The sequence below is a fragment of the Pelomonas margarita genome, from assembly GCF_043555875.1.
Classification (GTDB): Bacteria; Pseudomonadota; Gammaproteobacteria; order Burkholderiales; family Burkholderiaceae_C; genus Pelomonas; species Pelomonas margarita.
This window is the reverse complement of the sequence record NZ_JBIGHW010000017.1, coordinates 39,962-60,759: the sequence shown is the minus strand read 5'-3', so window position 1 is coordinate 60,759 and position 20,798 is coordinate 39,962. Positions and strand designations below refer to the sequence as shown.

Annotated in this window: 9 protein-coding genes; 7 read left to right on the top strand and 2 right to left on the bottom strand. The window is 70.4% G+C overall.

Translation table 11 applies throughout. The features are described 5' to 3' along the window. Nucleotides 1–264: 264 nt before the first annotated feature. The 7 genes from ACG0Z3_RS21210 (at nt 265) to ACG0Z3_RS21180 (ending at nt 18,685) form a co-directional block, all read left to right on the top strand. Nucleotides 265–10,797 carry an Ig-like domain-containing protein gene (locus ACG0Z3_RS21210; protein WP_394401502.1) on the top strand — a complete coding sequence of 3,511 codons (10,533 nt, stop codon included), beginning with the start codon at nt 265–267 and terminating at the stop codon, nt 10,795–10,797. Between the two features lie 34 nt (nt 10,798–10,831). Further along, nucleotides 10,832–12,364 (top strand): TolC family protein, encoded by a 1,533-nt coding sequence (locus ACG0Z3_RS21205; RefSeq protein ID WP_394401499.1) that lies wholly within the window; start codon nt 10,832–10,834, stop codon nt 12,362–12,364. Then, a complete protein-coding gene (locus ACG0Z3_RS21200) occupies nt 12,364–13,170 on the top strand; it encodes an efflux RND transporter periplasmic adaptor subunit (RefSeq protein WP_394401497.1) in 807 nt (268 codons plus the stop codon). The genes ACG0Z3_RS21205 and ACG0Z3_RS21200 overlap by 1 nt, the downstream gene beginning before the upstream one ends. 100 nt (nt 13,171–13,270) lie before the next feature. Then, on the top strand, nt 13,271–14,680 hold the full coding sequence (locus tag ACG0Z3_RS21195) for an efflux RND transporter periplasmic adaptor subunit (RefSeq protein ID WP_394401495.1): 1,410 nt from the start codon (nt 13,271–13,273) through the stop codon (nt 14,678–14,680). Between the two features lie 9 nt (nt 14,681–14,689). After that, nucleotides 14,690–16,768, top strand: coding sequence for an HlyD family efflux transporter periplasmic adaptor subunit (locus ACG0Z3_RS21190; RefSeq protein WP_394401492.1), 2,079 nt, complete (start codon nt 14,690–14,692; stop codon nt 16,766–16,768). A gap of 156 nt (nt 16,769–16,924) precedes the next feature. Continuing rightward, nucleotides 16,925–17,779: a tripartite tricarboxylate transporter substrate-binding protein gene (locus tag ACG0Z3_RS21185; protein WP_394401490.1), complete on the top strand. Its 855-nt coding sequence runs from the start codon at nt 16,925–16,927 to the stop codon at nt 17,777–17,779. Nucleotides 17,780–17,926: 147 nt separating this feature from the next. Beyond that, nucleotides 17,927–18,685 carry a hydroxypyruvate isomerase family protein gene (locus ACG0Z3_RS21180; protein ID WP_394401487.1) on the top strand — a complete coding sequence of 253 codons (759 nt, stop codon included), beginning with the start codon at nt 17,927–17,929 and terminating at the stop codon, nt 18,683–18,685. Here the strand turns inward: ACG0Z3_RS21180 and ACG0Z3_RS21175 are convergent. Further along, nucleotides 18,669–19,388 (bottom strand): lysophospholipid acyltransferase family protein, encoded by a 720-nt coding sequence (locus ACG0Z3_RS21175; protein WP_394401485.1) that lies wholly within the window; start codon nt 19,386–19,388, stop codon nt 18,669–18,671. The genes ACG0Z3_RS21180 and ACG0Z3_RS21175 overlap by 17 nt on opposite strands. 58 nt (nt 19,389–19,446) lie before the next feature. Beyond that, the gene (locus tag ACG0Z3_RS21170; protein WP_394401482.1) at nt 19,447–20,751 is read right to left on the bottom strand and encodes a dihydroorotase; all 1,305 of its coding nucleotides are present in this window, start codon (nt 20,749–20,751) and stop codon (nt 19,447–19,449) included. Between the last annotated feature and the right edge of the window lie 47 nt (nt 20,752–20,798).

The window sequence follows — 20,798 nt, the reverse complement described above, 5'->3', positions numbered from 1 at the left end:
GCTGAAATCATAGTCGGACCACGCGCCCGGGCAGCTTTCCAAGCTCCGCTGCGCCGGCCGCTGGCATGGGCCGAAAAATGCCCCTCGCCTGTCGGGCCCCTGTCGTTTCAGGGTTAGGCGTGATTTTTTCGCATCATGTTGTCGCCCGTTGCTTTCCCGGATCTCAGCGCGTGCGCCCACAATGTGCCGAAGGGAGGCGGGGAAACCATCATCTGCAGCCAACAGGCATGCATGACGGCAGTTCCCCGGCAGCAGCCGGCCGTCATGCGCTTCAGAACCTACCGTCCGCCACTGGCGCTCGAATCGCGTGCGATGTTCGACGCTGCGGCGCTGGCCGTGGCCACTGATGCGCTGACCCACCCGGCGGACCCGGTCGCCGCCGATGGCATCGAAAACGGCGCAGCACCCAGCGGCAACGAGATCGCAGCCTTGGGCCAGGCCTTGGGCATCGGGCCGCAAATCGTCTTCCTTGCCGACGACCTGCCAGATCTGGCGCAACTCCGGTCGCAGCTCACAGCTGGCATGCAGGTCGTCATGCTGGACGCCACGCGCGATGGCCTTCAGCAGATCGCCGAGGCACTGCGCGGCCAGCAGGATGTCAGCGGCGTCCACCTCCTGACACATGGCAGCAGCGGCCAACTGCAGCTCGGCAACACCACCTTCGACCCGACACAACTCGATGCCCGGCAAAGCGCCCTGCTCACCGAGATTGGCACCCATCTCACCCCGGGCGCCGACGTGCTGGTCTACGGCTGCGACTTCGGAGCCGGACAGCGCGGCGGCCTGGCTGTTTCCGCACTGGCAGCGGCGCTGGGGCTGGACATCGCCGCGTCCGATGACGCCACCGGCAGCCGCGTGCTGGGAGGTGATTGGAACCTGGAGGTCCGTCACGGCGACGTGGCGCTGCAGGCGCTGAGCGCTGCCGACTGGGAAGGTTTGCTCGGCACGCAGAACGTGAGCACCGCAGAGGACACGCCGACCGTGGGCGCCGTGCCGGCACTGCTGGGCGCGGCGCAGCTGACCAGCGCCCCCGGCCACGGCAGCGTCATCGTCACCGCAGCCGGCGTCTACACCTACACACCCGACCCCAACTACAACGGCCCCGACAGCTTCACCGTCAGCGACCACAACGGCTTTGGCGTGCCGACCACCACCACTACCGTCAACATCACCGTGACGGCGGTGAACGATGCGCCACTGGGCACCGCGCTGGCGGCCCGCACCGGCAATGACGGCGCCAGCATCAGCATCGCCACTGCGGCCAGCTTCAGCGATGTCGACGGCGACATCCTCGCCTACAGCGCCAGCGGCCTGCCCAGCGGCCTGGGCATCAACAGCAGCACCGGCGTCATCAGCGGCACGCTGGATGCCAACGCCTCGGCCGGTGGGCTGGCAGGCGTCTACGCCATCACCGTGACGGTCAGCGACGGCAACGGCGGCAGTGCCAGCCAGGCGCTGGCCCTGACGGTCAGCAACCCTGGCCCCAACGCCACCACCGACAGCGCCACCACCAACGAAGACACCGCCTTCAGCGGCAATGCGCTGACCAACGACAGCGACGACGATGCGCTGACGGCCAGCCTCATCGCCGGCCCCACCCACGGCACGGTGACCCTCGCAGCCAACGGCGCCTACACCTACACGCCCCACGCCAACTACAACGGCAGCGACAGCTTCACCTATCAGGTGACCGATGCCCAGGGTGCCTTCAGCCTGGCTGCCGTGAACCTGACCGTCAATGCTGTCAACGATGCGCCCACCATCGCCTCGCCACTGGGCACCGTCGCCCAGAGTACGGGCGTGGCGCTGACCGTGGCCACCGCCAGCGGCTTCAGTGACGCCGACGTGCTCACCGATGGCCAGGTGCTCACCTACACCGCCACTGGCCTGCCACCCGGCCTGAGCATCAACAACAGCACCGGCCTGATCACCGGCACGCCCACGCTGGCGGGCAACTACACGGTCGTCGTCACTGCCACCGACAGCCTGGGGGCCTCGGCCAGCCAGGGCCTGCTGTTGCAGCTGACCACCCCGAACCTGCCGCCCCTGGGCTTGCCACTGACGGCTGCGGTAGCCCAGGACGGCGTGGCCTTCAGCTACAACGCCGGCACCGCCTTCAGCGACCCCGACGGCGACGCGCTGGCCTTCAGCGCCAGCGGCATGCCAGCCGGCCTCAGCATCAACGCCAGCACCGGCGTCATCAGCGGCACGCCCTCACCCACCGCGTCGGCCGGCGGCACGGCGGGCGTCTACACCGTCACCGTGACCGCCAACGACGGTCGGGGCGGGGTGAGCAGCCAGGCGCTGGTGTTGACGGCAAACAACCCCGGCCCCAGCGCAGCGGCCGACAGTGCCAGCGGCCTGGAAGACACGGTCCTCACCGGCAATGTGCTGGGCAATGACAGTGACGACGACGCCCTCTCCGCCGCACTGCTCACACCGCCCCTGAACGGCACGGTGACCGTGGCCGCCAACGGTGCCTACACGTACACACCACACGCCAATTTCAACGGCAGCGACACCTTCACCTATACCGTCACCGACGCCCAGGGCGCCAGCGCCGTGACCACAGTGACGGTGACTGTCGGCGCCGTGAACGACGCTCCCTCAGCCTCGGCCACGCCGCTGGGCACGGTGCTGGCCACCGCTGGCACGCCGCTGACCCTCGCCACCGCCACCGCCTTTGTCGACGTCGACGTGGCGACCAATGCGCAGGTGCTGACCTACAGCGCCGCCAGCCTGCCCAGCGGCCTCAGCATCGACGCCGGCACCGGCGTGATCACCGGCACCACGATGGCCGTGGGCAGCCACGCCATCAACGTCACGGCCACCGACAACCTTGGCGCGGCGCTGTCCCAGACGCTGACACTGCAGATCAGCGCCGCCCACCCGCCGCCCGTGGCCGTGGTGGACAGCGCCGCCACCCACACCAACGCGTCCGTCAACATCAACGTGCTGGCCAACGACGTGGCGGCCACCGGCGACACGCTGAGCGTGACCGGCGCCACCGCCAGCCATGGCACTGCGGTCGTCAACGGCGACGGCACCATCACCTACACGCCCAACGCCGGCTACAACGGCGTGGACACCATTCAATACACGCTGCGCGACAGCAGCGGCGTCGACGCGCTGCAGCCTGGCCTGGTCACCGTCACCATCACGCCGCAGAACGTCAGCATCGCGCTGCCCACGCTGGTCAACCTGCTGAACGAGGACCAGCCGCTGCTGCTGGTGGGCTTGGGCGGCAACACCATCAGCATCGGCGACGTCAATGGCAACCTGATCTCGGTGACGCTGAGCGTGGGCAGTGGTGACCTGACCCTGGGTTCCACTGCCAATCTCACGCTGGCCAGCGGCGACGGCGTGAACGACAGCTCGATGACCTTCTCGGGCCTGGCCACCGACATCAACGCCGCGCTTGCAGGCTTGATCTACACCCCGGGCGCCGACTACAACGGGCCGGTAACGCTCAACATCACGGCGCTGGACACGCTGCTCGGCCTGCCGGTGGTGACGGCTCAACTGCCCATCGGCATCGCACCGGTCGCCGACGTGGTCGACGACGCCGTGCTGCTGGTGCAAGACCAGCCCGTCAGCCTGAACGTGCTGGCCAACGACAACTTCGAGAATCCAGGCCGCGCCGTCACAAGCTACACACAAGGCGCGCACGGCAGCGTGACCATCGATGCTGCAGGCAACGCCGTCTACACGCCAGGCGCCGGCTACTACGGCCCGGACAGCTTCACCTACACCGTCACCAGCAACGGCACCACCGAGACCGCCACCGTCACACTCAGCGTGGACGCGCACCCGGTAGCCGCCGCGCCGCTGCCCCCCCGCGCAGCCGTCGACGGTCAGGCGCAGAGCTTCAACGTGGCCGGGGCCTTCAACGACCCGGACGGCGACACCCTCACCTACAGCGCCAGCGGCCTGCCGCCAGGCCTGTCACTGGACGCCGTCACGGGCCAGGTCAGCGGCACGCTCACCCCCAGCGCATCGGCCGGCGGTGCCGGCGGCGCCTACACGGTCAACATCACCGCCAGCGACGGCAAAGGCGGCACGCTGACGCGCAGCTTCACCTTCACCGTCGCCAACCCCGGCCCGACGGCCAACGCCGACAGTGCCAGCGGCGCCGAAGACACCACCATCAGCGGCAACGTGCTGACCAACGACAGCGACGACGACGGCCTCACCGCCACCCTGGCCAGCGGCCCGGTGAACGGCAGCGTCGTGCTCAACGCCGACGGCAGCTACGTCTACACGCCAGCAGTCGACTTCAACGGCAGCGACACCTTCACCTACACGGTGACCGACGCCCAGGGCGCCACCAGCACGGCCACTGTCACGCTGACGGTGACGCCCGTGAACGATGCCCCTGCCGGCACCACACTGGCTGCGCGCAGCGGCATGGACGGCCAGGCGGTGTCCATCGCCACCGCGACGGCCTTCAGCGATGCCGATGGCCAGGCGCTGACCTACAGCGCCAGCGGCCTGCCCACCGGGCTGACCATCGACCCTGCCACGGGCGCCATCACCGGCACGCTCGCTGCTGCCGCTTCCGCCGGCGGCAGCAGCGGCGTCTACGCCATCACCGTCACGGCCAGCGACGGCCAGGCCAGCAGCAGCCAGACCTTCCACCTGACGGTGAGCAACCCCGGCCCGACGGCCAATGCCGACAGTGCCAGCGGCGCCGAAGACACCACCATCAGCGGCAACGTGCTGACCAACGACAGCGACGACGACAGCCTCACCGCCACCCTGGCCAGCGGCCCGGTGAACGGCAGCGTCGTGCTCAACGCCGACGGCAGCTACGTCTACACGCCGGCAACCAACTTCAACGGCAGCGACACCTTCACCTACACGGTGACCGACGCCCAGGGCGCCACCAGCACGGCCACTGTCACGCTGACGGTGACGCCCGTGAACGATGCCCCTGCCGGCACCACACTGGCTGCGCGCAGTGGCGTGGACGGCCAGGCGGTGTCCATCGCCACCGCGACGGCCTTCAGCGATACCGATGGCCAGGCGCTGACCTACAGCGCCAGCGGCCTGCCCACCGGGCTGACCATCGACCCTGCCACGGGCGCCATCACCGGCACGCTCGCTGCTGCCGCTTCCGCCGGCGGCAGCAGCGGCGTCTACGCCATCACCGTCACGGCCAGCGACGGCCAGGCCAGCAGCAGCCAGACCTTCCACCTGACGGTGAGCAACCCCGGCCCGACGGCCAATGCCGACAGTGCCAGCAGCGCCGAAGACACCACCATCAGCGGCAACGTGCTGACCAACGACAGCGACGACGACAGCCTCACCGCCACCCTGGCCAGCGGCCCGGTGAACGGCAGCGTCGTGCTCAACGCCGACGGCAGCTACGTCTACACGCCGGCAACCAACTTCAACGGCAGCGACACCTTCACCTACACGGTGACCGACGCCCAGGGCGCCACCAGCACGGCCACCGTCACGCTGACGGTGACGCCCGTGAACGATGCCCCTGCCGGCACCACACTGGCTGCGCGCAGCAGCATGGACGGCCAGGCGGTGTCCATCGCCACCGCCGCAGCCTTCACCGACCCCGACGGCCCCGCTGCGAGCTACAGCGCCACCGGCCTGCCACCCGGACTGAGCATCGACGCCAGCACCGGCATCATCAGCGGCACGCTCACTGCTGCCGCCTCGGCCGGCGGTGCGGCTGGCGTCTACAGCGTCACGGTCACCGTCAGCGACGGCCTGGGCGGCACGGCCAGCCAGAGCTTTGCCTTCACCGCCAGCAACCCCGGCCCGACGGCCAATGCCGACAGTGCCAGCAGCGCCGAGGACACCGTCATCAGCGGCAACGTGCTGGCCAACGACGGCGACGACGACACCCACACGGCCAGCCTCGCCAGCGGGCCCTCGCACGGCAGCGTCAACCTCAACGCCGACGGCAGCTACACCTACACGCCGGCAGCCGACTTCAATGGCACCGACACCTTCACCTACACGGTGACCGACGCCCAGGGCGCCACGGCCACGGCGACCGTCACCGTCACCATCGCTGCGGTCAACGACAGCCCCGCAGTCAGCGGTACGCCGCTGGCCACGGCGGGAGCCAGCGACGGCCAGGCGGTGTCCATCGCCACCGCCGCAGCCTTCACCGACCCCGACGGCCCCGCTGCGAGCTACAGCGCCACCGGCCTGCCACCCGGACTGAGCATCGACGCCAGCACCGGCCTGATCAGCGGCACGCTCACAGCGGCGGCATCGACGGGCGGCGCCGGGGGTGTCTACAACGTCACCGTCACGGCGAACGACGGCCTCGGTGGCAGCAGCAGCCAGACCTTCGCCTTCACGGCCACGAACCCGGGGCCGATGGCCACCGCTGACAACACCAGCGTCAACGAAAGCAGCAGCGTCAGCGGCCAGGTCCTGAGCAACGATACGGACGACGACACGCTGACCGCTGCCGTAGCCAGCCCGCCCACCCACGGCAGCCTCATCTTCAACACCGACGGCACCTACACCTACACCCCCACGCCGGGCTACAACGGCAACGACAGCTTCACCTACACCGCCACCGACGCGCAGGGCGCCACCGCCACGGCGACAGTCACCATCACCGTGGTGGCCGTGAACTCATCGCCGGGACCGTCGGCCACACCGCTGACCAACATCAGCCTCATCGACGGACAGGCCGTCAGCATCGACGCCGGTGCCGCCTTCACCGACCCCGACGGCCCATCGCTGAGCTACAGCGCCACCGGCCTGCCCACCGGGCTGAGCATCCATGCCGTCACAGGGCAGATCATGGGCAGCCTGGGCGTCGCCGCCTCTGCCGGCGGCGCCGGCGGCGTCTACACCGTGACCGTGACCGCCGACGACGGGATTGGCGGCGTGGCGGCACAAACGGTGCAATTCACCGTTTCCAACCCCGGCCCCACCGCCGCAGCCGACAGCGCCAGCGGCGACGAGGACAGCGCCATCACCGGCAATGTGCTGAGCAACGACAGCGACGACGACATGTTCACCGCCACCCTGTCCAGCGGGCCGACACACGGCACGGTGACGCTGAACCCCGACGGCAGCTACAGCTACACCGCCAATACCAACTACAGCGGCAGCGACAGCTTCACCTACACCGTGACCGATGCCCAAGGCGCCACGGCCATGGCCACGGTGGCCATCAGCGTGAGGCCCGTGAACGACGCCCCGGCTCCCAGCGGCACGCCGCTGACCGCCCAGACCGCCGCCGACGGCCAGGCGGTGACCGTCGACACGGCGGCCGGCTTCGCCGACGTCGAGGGCCAGGCGCTCAGCTACAGCGCCACCGGCCTGCCACCGGGCCTGGCCATCGACCCGCTCAGCGGCGTCATCAGCGGCACCTTGGCGGCCAACGCCTCGGCCGGCGGCGCAACCGGCGTGTACAGCGTCACCGTCACCGCCAGCGACGGCAGCGGCGGCCAGGGCAGTCAAGCCTTCACGTTCACCGCCACCAACCCCGGCCCCTCGGCCAACGCCGACAGCCTCAGCCTGAGCATGGGCAGCAGTGCCGGCGGGAACGTGCTGGCCAATGACAGCGATGACGACACGCTGACCGCAGCGCTCACCTCGCCACCGGCCCACGGCAGCGCCACCCTCAGCGCCGACGGCAGCTACACCTACACACCGAACACCGGTTTCAGCGGCACCGACACCTTCAGCTACGTCGTGACCGACGCCCAGGGCGCCAGCGCCACGGCCACGGTGACCTTGACGGTCAGCCCAGCATCCAACACGCCGCCCACTGCCAGCGGCACGCCGCTGGCCGCCAGCAGCGCAGCCGACGGGCAGACCGTGAACCTGCCCACGGCCGGCGCCTTCAGCGACGCCGACGGCGACGCCCTGCGCTACAGCGCCGCCGGCCTGCCGCCGGGGCTGGCCATCGACACCACCACCGGCCTCATCAGCGGCACACTGACGGCCAACGCCTCGGCCGGTGGTGCGGGCGGCGTCTACGCGGTGACCGTCACGGCCAGCGACGGCAACGGCGGCACCAGCAGCCAGACCTTCACCCTCACCGCCACCAATCCTGCACCCGCCGCAGCGGCCGACAGCACCACCGGTGCCGAGGACGGCACGATCACCGGCAATGTGCTGGCCAATGACCGTGACGACGACACGCTGACCGCCACGCTGGCCACGGCCCCGTCGAATGGCAGCGTGGTGGTGGCCGCCGACGGCAGCTACACCTACACCCCCGATGCCAACTTCAACGGCATCGACAGCTTCACCTACACGGTGACCGACGCCCAGGGCGGCATCGCCACGGCAACCGTCACGGTCACGGTCGCCACCGTCAACGATGCGCCTGCGGCGAGCGGCGCACCGCTGACCGCCAAAGCCGCAGCAGACGGCCAGGCCCTGGCCCTCGGCACCGCCATGGCCTTCGCCGACGCCGACGGCGACGCCCTGAGCTACAGCGCCGCCGGTCTGCCGCCTGGCCTGGCCATCGACCCGGCCACCGGTGTCATCAGCGGCTCGCTGGCGGCCAACGCCTCGGCCGGTGGTGCGGCCGGCGTCTACGCGGTGACCGTCACCGCCAGCGACGGCCAGGGCGGCAGCAGCAGCCAGACCTTCAACGTCACCGCCAGCAACCCCGGCCCCACGGCCAGGCCTGACACGCTGAACGCCACCAGCGGCGTCCCCAGCGGCGGCAACGTGCTCGCCAACGACAGCGACGACGACACGCTGACCGCGTCGTTGGCCTCGGCGCCAAACAACGGCCGCCTCACGCTCAACGCCGACGGCAGCTTCAGCTACACCCCGAACGCCGGCTACACCGGCACCGACACCTTCAGCTACACCGCCACCGATGCACAGGGCGCCACGGCTGCGGCGACGGTCGCCGTGACCGTGAGTTCGGCGCCGAACACCGCGCCCACGGTCGGCGGCAGCCCGCTGGCCGACACCAGCGCCGACGACGGCCAGCGGGTGCTTCTGCCCACCAGTGGCGCGTTCAGCGACGCCGACGGCGACGCGCTGCGCTACAGCGCCACCGGCCTGCCACCGGGCCTAGCCATCGACGCCGTCACCGGCGTCATCAGCGGCACGCTGGCCGCTGGGGCCTCGGGTGCAGCATCAGGCGGCGTGTTCACCGTCACCGTCACCGCCGACGACGGCAACGAGGGCCGGCTGAGCCAGACCTTCGGCTTCACCGCCACCAACCCTGGCCCGACTGTCACGGCCGACACCGCCCTCGTCCCCGAGGACGGCGCCATCTCCGGCAACCTGCTGTCCAACGACAGCGATGACGACGCCTTCACCTCGACGCTGGCCTCCGGCCCGGCCCATGGCAGCGTCACATTGAATCTGGACGGCAGCTACACCTACACGCCCGACGCCAACTTCAACGGCACCGACACCTTCAGCTACACAGTGACCGACGCGCAGGGCGCCACCGCCACCTCGACGGTGTCGGTGACGATCAACGCCGTCAACGACGCCCCCTTGGCCAGCGGTGCAGCCCTGGTCAACGTGAACGGCATCGAGGGCCAGGCCTTGACGCTGAACGCCGCCCTGCCCTTCAGCGACGCCGACAACGATGCGCTCAGCTACAGCGTCAGCGGCCTGCCGCCAGGTCTCGCCATCAACCCCGCCACGGGCGTGATCAGCGGCCGCCTCGACCCGGCAGCCGCGAGTGGCGGCACCGGCGGTGTCTACACGGTGACGGTGACCGCCGCCGATGGCAAGGGAGGCAGTGTCGGCCAGGCCTTCACGCTGACGGCCACGAACCCGCCGCCGGTGCTGGCCTCGCCAGTCGCCACCAGCCCCGAGGACACGCCCGTGACCGGCAATGTGCTGATCGGGGCCAGCGACGACGACTCGCTGGCAGCCACGCTGGCCAGCGCGCCGGCCAACGGCAGCGTCACGCTTAATACCGACGGCAGCTACACCTACACGCCCAACGCCAACTTCAGCGGCGTCGACAGCTTCCGCTTCACGGTGACCGACAGCCAGGGCGAGGCCCGCACTGCCACGGTCACGATCACCGTGACAGCGCAGAACGACGCCCCCGCAGCATCAGGCGCACCGCTGGGCGCCTCCCTTGCGCAGGTCGGTCAACCGGTCAACCTGAGCGTGGCCGCAGCCTTCGCGGACGTGGACGTCGATGCGCTGACGCTCTCGGCCGACGGCCTGCCTGCGGGAGTCACGCTGAATCCGAACACCGGCGTCATCACGGGAACGCCGACGCAGGCGGGCACCTTCACGGTCACCATCACCGCCACCGACCCCAGCGCTGCCATGGCCACGCAGACCTTCACGTGGATCGTCGAGCCGGCGCCCGCAATCGGGACAACCGGCGCCCCTGCGGCCGACGCACCGCCGCCGCCCACCCAGAACCTGCGCACCGCCAGCTACGACACCGTGCTGATCAAGGCCGTGAACGACGTCAAACGCCTGGGCGGCACGGAGGCACTCACGGGCAGCCAGGCGCTCGGCTTTTCCGTCGGCGAGGTACAGAACCTCTCGGCCACCGCCGACCTCAATCAAAGCAGCCCCATGGCCGCCGTCGTCGGCGACTTGAGCGAGGGCTTTCGGGCCCCGACGCGTCTGGACTCTGGAGGCGGCAACGCCTACGGCAGCGGCGCCAGCGCGCTGAGCCCCGGCCTGGCCGCCGGCCTGCCGCGCCTGGACGATGAGCTTGGGCGCGGCGGCCTGCCCTCAGCGGAGCCGGCTGGCCAGCCCGCCGCCCCGGCGCCCGAAACCCTCGCAGAACAGCTCGTGAAGAACGAGCGCCGCCGCCGCGACGAGCTGGACGATCTGGCCCATGCACTCGGCTGAGCGCCCGCCAGGCATGCTCTGACAGGACTTCGAAATGAACCGCCCAACACCGACCCTGCCCCGCCGCCGCCTGCTTGTCGCCAGCGGCTCCGCAGCCCTGGTGGGCCTGGCGGGATGCAGCACCACACCAGCTCCGCTGAATCACGACCGGCGGGCGGTGGACAACCTCAAGAACCTGCGCGCCGAAATCGCCTTGGAGGAACCGGTCAAAGGCCCGATCTCGCTGTACGAGGCCATGGCAAGGGCCATCAAGTACAACCTGGACGGCCGCATAGAAGCCATGAGCGAGTCCTTGAAGCTCAAGCAGGCGGAATTGCGGCGTGTGGACATGTTGCCCGCCCTGGTGGCGCAAAGCGGCTTCGTCGGGCGCAGCAACGATGCCGGCTCACGCAGCCGCTCGCTGCTCAGCGGCAATCAGTCGCTGGAGCCCTCCACCTCAAGCGAGCGCCGCAGCACCAGTGCCGACATCCGCGCCAGCTGGGACGTTCTCGATTTCGGGCTGGCCTACGTGCGCAGCCTCCAGCAGGCGCATGAGAGCAGCATCTCGGCCGAGCGCCGCCGCAAGGTCTTGACCCGCATCATCGAGGACGTGCGCACCGCCTACTGGCGCGCCGTCAGCGCCGACCGCACCTTCAGGCACCTGTCGGAGGTCGAGGGGATGGCATTGAAGGCCCTGGCCCAGGCCGAAGCACTGGAGAGCCGGCGTGTGGCGTCACCGCTGACGGTCCTGGCCTTCCAGCGCGACCTGTTGGGCGTGCAAAGCGAGGCCCAGAAGCTGCAACGCGAACTGACGCTGGCCAAGACCCAACTGGCGGCGCTGATGAATCTGACGCCGGCGACGCCCTACCAGTTGGTGCTGCCGGATCGGACCGATCTGGTCCCCGAGCTGCCGGGCTCGGCCAACGAGATGGTGCTGACCGGCCTGCGCTTTCGCCCGGAGCTGCGCGAAGCCGGCTACCAGCGCAAGATCACCGAGCTGGAGGACCGCGCCTCCCTGCTGCGCAGTCTGCCTTCGCTGAAAGCCATGCTGGGGCTGAACTACGACAGCAACCAGTTCCTGTACAACAACGATTGGCTGGACTTCAGCGCCCGCGTCAGCTGGAGCTTGATGTCGGTGTTCCGGCGCCCGCTGGAGAAAGCTGCGCTGCTGGCGGAACTCGACGTGCAGGACCAGCGCGACCTCGCGCTCACCATGGCCGTGATGACCCAGGTCCACGTGGCCCGCGTGCGCTTCATACGGCTGTCACAGGAACTGTCGGTCGTGCGCCAGGCCAACGGCGTGCAGACCCGGCTAACCGAAGCGTCGCGCGGCGCCTACAAGGCCCGCGCCATCAGCCAGCAAAGCCTGGTTCGTGAAGAAATGAATTCGGTGCTGGCCGAGGTTCGCTACGACACCGCCTATGCTGACCTGCAAAACGCATACGCCAATTTGTACGCGTCCATGGGCCTGGACAATTTCGACATCAAGCTGGACGGTTCAGAACCGCTGGCGCAGATCGTCGACAAGCTGGAGATCCACTGGAGCGACCGTGCCCTGTCACTGCCCCCCTTGCCGAAGGATTCGTGATGCGCGCCCTGATGCTGCCCCTGCTGCTATCGGCCATTCTGGCCAGCACGCCTTCGCCGGCTCAACCAGCCCGGCGCCCCCCGGCGCCGAGCACCACGTCAGGGCTCGCCGTGGAGGCTTCGGCGGCCGGCGCCGTGCAGGCGCGGGCCGTTGTGCGTGCGGTGCGCGAGGCCACGCTGTCCTCGCGCCTGGCGGCGCGCATCTCCCAGATGCCGGTGCGCGAGGGCGAGTCCTTCACCGCAGGCACGCTGCTGGTGGCCTTTGATTGCGAGCGCCAGCTGGCCGAGGCCAAGGCCGCCGCCGCTGCGGTGCAGGTGCAGACGAAGACGGTGGAGACCAACCATGAGCTGGACCGCTTCGAGTCCATCGGCAAGAACGACCTGCTGATCTCCATCGCGCAGCTCGACAAGGTCTCCGCCGAAGCCGAGGCCCTGAACGCGGCCGTGAAGGACTGCAGAATCGCCGCGCCGTTCAACGGCCGCGTGGTTCAGCACCTGGCTCGAGCGCACGAAGCCGTGTCCCCGAGCCAGCCGCTGCTGAAGATCGTCGACCCCGACGACCTGGAGCTGGACATCCTCGTCCCCTCCGCCTGGCTGGCGCACCTGAGGCCCGGCACGCCGCTGCTGCTGACGGTGGACGAAACCAGCGGACGCTGGAAAGGCCGCGTCGAGCGGATCATGCCCAGCATCGACCCGGTGAGCCGGACCGCCCGCCTCGTGGGAAAGCTGCAACGGCCCACGGCGAATTCCCCCCTGCCACTGCCCGGGATGAGCGGCCATGCGGTCTTCCAAAGCCAAACGCGCTGAGCGCAAGCCGCCGCCGGAGTCGGCTCCGGCAGCGGCGGCCACGCCGGAGACTGCGGCCCGGTCGTCGGCGCCCGGGCGCCCCAGGGCCTCGGCAGACGCCATGTCAGCGCGACCCGGGCCTGCGACCGCGCCCGCAGCGCGCCTCGTTGCCGGCAGCGAGCCCACGCCAACGAACCACGGCCCAGCGCTGCGCCTGCTGCAGCACGAGGCCGACGTGCGCCGCCTCGGCACGGAAGACGCACTGCTGCACCAGCTCTGCAACGGCAGCTCGGAGCTGGTGCGCAGTGACGTGGTCCTGGTGTTCCGCCGCCGCCACAACCGCCATGCCTGGGTCTGCGTGGCCCACAGCGCAGTACCCGAGGTCGACCGGGAGGCGTCGCTGGTGCGGGCGCTGGAAGCACGGCTGGGCGAGCTGAACGCCAGCGGCAACCTGGCCACCGCCGGGCCACACCTGCTGCATGCCCGGCTGGCGGCCACCGATGACGAGACCCACGATGCGCTGGCGGCCTGCAGCGCGCCGCATGGGCACTGGGTGCCGATGCCGGATCACGACGGCAGCATAGGCGCAGGGGTTCTCTACCTGCGCCACCAGCCCTACATCCCCGCCGAGGTGGTGTTGTTGCAGCGCTTGGCCGATACCTACGGTCATGCCTGGCATGCGCTGGCGGGGCGCCCCCGACTGGGCCTGGCGCGCCGGCGTTCCGTGCAGATGTCCGTGGCGGCACTGCTGGCGGCGACCGTGGCCGGCCTGGTGCCGGTGCAGCGCCATGTGATGGCGCCCATGGAAGTCGCCCCCCGCAACCCCGTGCTGATCACCGCCCCGCTGAACGGTGCCGTTCGCACCATGCTCGTCGCGCCCAACCAGGTGGTGAAGGCCGGCCAGCCACTGGTGCAATTTGAAGATCTGCAGGCCCGCAACGAGGCCACGCTGTCACAGCAGCGCGTCGCGGTGGCCGAAGCCCGGCACGCCACGCTGGGGGCGCTGGCCTTCACAGAGCCGAATGCCCGGCAGGAACTCGCCAGCGCCTATGCCGAACTGAAGCTGGCGCGGCTGACGCTGCGCTATGCCGAGGACATGCTCGCCCGCAGCGTGGTGCGCGCGCCGCTGGACGGCGTGGCGCTCTATGCCGACCGCCGCGACTGGGAAGGCCGTGCGGTGCAGGTCGGCGAGGAGTTGCTGCAGGTGGCGCAGCCGCTGGATGTGCGCTATCGCGTCGAGATGAGCATCAACGATGCGCTGGTGCTCAGGCCCGGCGCCGCCGTGTCCGTGTACCTGGACAACGCGCCCCTGGGCGGCTATCGGGCGCGGGTGCTCAGCATGGCTTACACCCCGAAGCAGCGGCCGGGCTCGGCCGAGAGCAGCTACACCGTGTGGGCCGAGCCGGTCGACGGCCAGGCGCCGCGCATCGGAGGACGCGGCACGGCGCGGCTGTACGGCGATGAGGTGCCGCTGGCCCTGCAGTTGCTGCACCGTCCGTGGTCGGCTTTGCGCCAGACGCTGGGCCTCTGAGGGCGCGCCGTGAGCCCGCCACTGCCACTGCCACCCCTGCGCCAGGAACTGCGTTTGCAGGCGCGCCCGGCAGGGCTGGACCGTGTGCCCGTCTGGCTGCTGCTCGATCCCCTGCGCGACCGGCACTTCGTCATCAGCGACGACGACCGGCAACTGCTCATGCACTGGGACGAGGGCAACAGCGCCCGCCTGGGCCAGGCGCTGGCGCGCCGGGGGCGGCGCCTCGACTTGCAGCGGCTGCAGCGGCTGCTGGATTTCCTGCGCCAGCACCACCTCGTTGTGGTGGACGAACCGCCGAAGCCGCCCACGCCACTGCAACGCTTCGTCGCTGCGCTGCAGTGGCGCTTCGTGCTGCTGCGGCCCCAAGCCTTGCTGGAGCGCAGCCTGCCGCTGGTGCGCACGCTGACATCTCCGGCCTGGTTGCTGATCTGGCTGGCGGCCACAGGCCTGGGCCTGGTGATGGCCAGCCGTCAATGGGACGCGCTCGTTCGGGATGTGCAGACGCTGCTGACGCCCTGGGGTGCCATGGGCTTCATGCTCACGCTGGTGGTGCTGAAAGTGATCCACGAACTGGGGCACGCCTGGGCCTGCGCCGCCCAGGGTGTGCGCGTGCCGCACATGGGCCTGATGCTGTCCATCGGGCTGCCCGTCGTCTACACCGAGACCGGCGGCACCCACGCCCTGCACAGCCGGCGCGGGCGGGTGCTGGTGGGAGCGGCCGGGATGCTGGCCGAGACATGGGTGGCCGGCTGGGCCCTGCTGGCCTGGTCCATCCTCCCGGACGGCGCCGCACGCAGCATCGCCGCCATGCTCGCCACCACCAGCCTGGCCACCAGCCTGGCGGTCAACCTGAACCCGTTGGCGCGCTTCGACGGCTACCACATGCTGTGCGATGCGCTGGGCGTCGAGAACCTGCAGACCCGTTCCCTGGCCTACGCGGGCTGGTGCTGGTCGCGCCTGCTGTTCGGGGCCGCCGAGCCCGCGCCGGAGTCGCCCCCACCGCGCCTGGCTGCTGGCCTGGCGCTGTTCGGCCACGCGGTCTGGCTCTACCGCCTGGTGCTGTTCGGCGGCCTCAGCTGGCTGGCCTACCATGTCGTCGGCACCTCGCTGGTGCTGCCGGTGGCGGCAGTGGCCATGTGGGTGCTCCTGCTGCTGCCGATCTGGCGGCGGCTGCAACGCGGGTGGCAGCTGGGCCTGTTCGGTCAGGCCGCCAACCGCCTGCGCCTGGCCACCACGCTGGCCGGGCTGGCGCTGCTGCTGAGCTGGCCTCTTGATCGCAGCGTGACCGTGCCCGCCGTGCTGGGCTGGACACAGCAGACCGTCATCGAAGCGCCCGAGCCCGCGCAGCTGCGAGAGCTGTCGGTGGTGGACGGCCAGCGCGTGCAGGCCGGCCAGGCGCTGCTGGAACTCGTGGCGCCAGAGGTGGAGCGCCGCATCGCGGCGGCTCAGGTGGACGAAGCCCTCGCGCGCTTGCGGCTGGACCGCGCGCCGGCCAGCGACAAGGACCGCCACGCGACGCTCATCCTGACGGCCCAGGCAGCGACGGCCCAGGCGGACCGCGAAGGTGCTCAGGGCCGGCGCTCGCAGATGGCCGTCAGGGCGCCAAGCGACGGCACCGCCGCCGATGTGGCGCCCGGCTTGCGCGCCGGCATGTGGGTGCGCCCCGGACAGACACTGCTGCGGGTGCTGCACGGCAACCGCCAGGACGTGCGGGGCTACCTGGCCGAGCGGGACTTGCGGCGGGTGCGCCCGGGCGCCCGTGGCCGCTTCGTCCCCGACGACCCCTCGATGCCGACGATGGCCGTGCAGTTGATCGGCATCGACGACCTCGCTGCCGAGCAGTTGACCCCTGAAGCCCTCGCCTCCACGCAAGGCGGCCGCGTCGCCGCCCAGACCGATGCCAAGGGGCGCGCCATCCCCCTGCAGGCGCAATTCGCCGTTCGCTTCGATCTCCAGGCTCCTGCCGACAACGGCCGCCTTGCTATGCTGCAGCGTGGTTTGGTGGTTATGGAAGCGACCCCCGAAAGCCTAGGCGCACAAGCGCTGCGCCAGGCCTGGCGGCTCCTGATTGCCGAACTGCGCACCTGAGGCGCCGTCAACCGGGATTCCGCCATGAAGCCACGTCGACACTTCCTCCGCCAAGCGGGCCACGTTGGCGCAGCCGCGATGCTGCCGGCCTGGGCCTTGGCGCAACCCCCGGTGGAAAGATGCCGGCTGCTCTTCAACCTTCCGGCGCAATCGGTGATGGGCCGCTTCGCACGCGAGGTCAGCAGCCTGATGGCGCCGCACTACACGCCGCCGCTGGTCGCGGAAAGCCAGACCATCGGCGGGCCGCTGCGCTTTGTGGATGCCATCCGCAAGGCGCCGCCGGATGGCTCCTTGCTGATGCACTCGCAGAACAGCCTGGTCACGCTGACACCCCAGCTGGCCCCCAACAAAGGCGGCTACGACCCGCTGAAAGACCTGACGCCCATCGCCGCCCTGGCGGACTTCACCTGGGTGCTGGTGGTGGCGCCGCATGTCGACGCCAAGGTGCTCACCGTCAAGGACTACCTGGCCTGGGTGACCGACAACCCCGAGAGCCGCAGCTACGGCGTCACCCAGTTCGGCTCCATTCCCCACCTGATGGGCACCATGCTGGCCAGACGAGCGGGCGCCAGCATCCGGCCGGTCAGCTACGCCAGCTCCGACTCCATCCGACGCGATCTGATGGGCCAGTCTCTGGCAGCCGCCATCGTCCCCGTCGATGCCCTGCGTACCACCGATGCGATGCGCTTGCGGCCGCTGGCCGTGGTGGGCAAGCAGCGCTGGCCCACCATTCCCGACGTGCCCACCTTTGCCGAAGCCGGCTTCCGGGATCTGGAGGTCACCGGCTGGTATGTGTGGGCCGGGCCCGCCGGGCTGGCGCCTGCGGTGCACAAGCGCCTCGTCGAAGGCCTGGACAAGGCGCTGGCCGACACCGATTTCGCCGGCATCCCGGCGCTGGCCAACGTGATCGGCAACCTCGTCACGGGAGATGCCCTGCTGGAGCGCCTGCGACGCGAGAGCCAGTACTTCGCGTCGCTGACGCAGGAGATGCGCTTCAGCACCGCGACCTGAGCGCCGGGCCTGCACCGGTTTGAGGAACACCGCGCAACGGTGAAGGCGTCGGCCGGCCGGCACGGCATGGGCCCAACGGGCAACCCAGGCCTCGCGAGCTCGGTCCGATAGAGTCCGGGCCGCCCCTGCCTTCAACGGAGAAACCGAGTGCTCACGCCACGCTTGTCCGCCAACCTCGACTGGCTGTACACGGAGCACGCCTACCTGGACCGCCCGGCCGCCGCCCGCGCCGACGGTTTCTCGGCCGTCGAGCTGCAGCAGCCTCATCTGCACGACGCCACAGCACTAAAGACAGCCCTGGCCGGGCTGCGCGTCGTGCTGATCAACGCGCCTGCGGGCGACTGGCCGGCGGGTGAGCGCGGGTTCGCCGCGCTGCCTGCCGCCCAGGCGCGGTTTCGCAACGGCACGCTGCGCGGGCTGGAGCTCGCGCACCAACTGGGCGCCTCGCGCGTGCATCTGCTGTCAGGCCTGGCGGACGACAACACCGAGACCCGCGCCACCTGGCTGGCCAACCTGGCCTGGGCGGCCGCGCAGTCGACGCTGCCGCTGGTCGTCGAGCCCATCAACCGGCGCGACATGCCGGGCTACTTCCTGCACCGCCAGGCGCAGGCGCTGGAACTGCTCGCCTTGCTGAACGCGCCACGCGTGCAGCTGCAGCTGGATCTCTATCACTGCCGCGTTGCCGAAGGCGACTCCCTGATCCATCTGCGCCGCGCGCTGGACCTCGGCGTGCTGGGCCATGTGCAGGTCGCCGGCGTGGCCGGCCGCCACGAGCCGGCAGCCGGCGACTACGACGCCGAGGTCCAGTTGCTGGCAGACCGCAACTGGCCCGGCGCCATCGGCCTGGAATACCGGCCACGCGCCGGCACCTCGGCCGGCCTGGGCTGGCTTACAGCCTCGCGCTGATCACACCGCGCAGCGCCTCGGCCAACGCACGGCGATCCCGGCCGGCCACGTCCACGCCGGGCAGGATCTGCACATCGATGCCCAGGCCACGCGCCGAGGCAATGGCCCACAGGCTCTGCACCAGCGTCGTGTCGCCGATGAAGCGCGCTGACGCGCTGAAGCGCTCACCCGGCTCGTGCCAGCGCAACACCAGCGGCAGCACCGGCGCCTGCGCAGACACCGCCGCCTGCAGCAGGTTGGCATGGAAGGGCAGCAACTCAGGGCCGGGGCCGGTGGTGCCCTCCGGGAAGAACGCCACGCAGTCGCCTGCCTGCAGCGCCGCCGCCGCCTGATGCACGACGCGCAGCGCGTCGCGCTTGCTCTCGCGCTCGATGAACAGCGTGCCCGCGCCTTCCACCAGCGCGCCCACCATCGGCCAGTGCCGCACATCGGCCTTGGACACGAAGCGCGCCTGTGGCAGCACCGCATGCACGGCCGCAATGTCCAGCCACGACACATGGTTGGCCACGAGCAGATGGCCCGTCGGCAGGGCCTGGCCCTCGACCTTCAGCGTGACGCCCAGGATGCGCAGCGTCTTGGCCGACCACCACTGGATCAGCTGATGCCGCTCGACAGCGGACAGCAACTCGAAGCGGCGCTTGACCAGCCACAGCCCATGCAGCACATGCGGCACGAGGCGCGCGAGGCGCCAGACGGCGCGCATCAGGCCTCCCGCCGGGCAGCCCCTCGGGGGGCTGCGCGCGACGCTCGCATGAGGAGCGTCATGCCGTTTCGAAGGCCACGTGCCCGGCCACCAGCGTGCAACGCACGCGCGCCGGCAGCTCGAAGCCGGTGCGCTCGAACGCGAACGGCGTGTGCTTGCCCTGGCTGGCGAGCTGCTCCGGCGTGACGGACCAGCTGGCGTCGGCGTCAAACACGCAGACGTCGGCAACGCCGCCTTCCACCAGGCGGCCGGCGCTGGCCGCCAGCGAGCCCAAGGCGCCGCCCATCACACGCACCGGCTCGGCGGTCACGACGGCCAGCGCACGCTGCAGCGGCAGGTCGGCGTCGCGAGCCCAGCGCAGCGCCAGGCTCAGCAGCAGCTCCAGGCCCGTGGCGCCCGGCGTGGCCTCGGCGAAGGGCACGGCCTTCTCGTCGGTGGTCACGGGCATGTGGTCGGACACGAGCGCATCGATGGTGCCGTCGGCCAGGCCGGCGCGCAGCGCATCGCGGTCGCGGCCCTGGCGCAGCGGCGGCGTCAGGCGCATGGCGGAGTCGAAAAAGCCGATGTCCACGTCGCTGAGGTGCAGCGAGTTGATGGACACGTCGGCCGTCACCGGCAGGCCTTCCTTCTTGGCCGTGCGCACGAGCTCGACGCCGGCGGCACTGCTGAGGCGGCAGATGTGCACGCGCGCGCCGGTCGCGCGCACCAGCTCGAAGAGGGTGTGCAGCGCAATCGTCTCGGCGCTGACCGGCACGCCGGACAGGCCCAGCCGCGTGGCCACCGAGCCGCTGGCCGCCACGCCGCCGCCCAGGTAGGCGTCCTGCGGGCGCAGCCAGACGGTGTAGCCGTAGGTGGCCGCGTACTGCAGCGCACGGCTGAGCACGACCGTGTCCTTGATGGGTACCTCGGCCTGCGAGAAGCCGATGCAGCCGGCCTCGGTCAGCTCGGCCATCTCGGTGAGCGCCTTGCCCTCCAGCGCACGCGTCAGCGCGCCCAGCGGGAACAGCCGGCAGCGGCTGAGCTTGCGGGCACGGAACTTCAGCATCTCCACCAGGCCGGGCTCGTCCAGCACGGGGTCGGTGTCGGGCGGGCAGACCAGGCTGGTCACGCCGCCGGCGGCTGCCGCCGCCAGTTCGCTTTCCAGCAGGCCTTCGTGCTCGTGGCCGGGCTCGCGCAAGCGGGCGCACAGATCCACGAGGCCAGGCGCCACGATGAGGCCGGTGGCGTCGATGGTCCGGTCAGCCGCGAATTCGCCCACGTCGCCCAGCTTGACGATGCGGCCGTTCGCGATCGCGACGTCGCCGATGCGGTCGAGGTTGGAGGCCGGATCGACAAGGCGGCCGTTCTTGATGAGGATCTTCACTTGCAGCACTCCCGTGCAGAAAAGGCGCGCGCAGCGTCGCCGTCCAT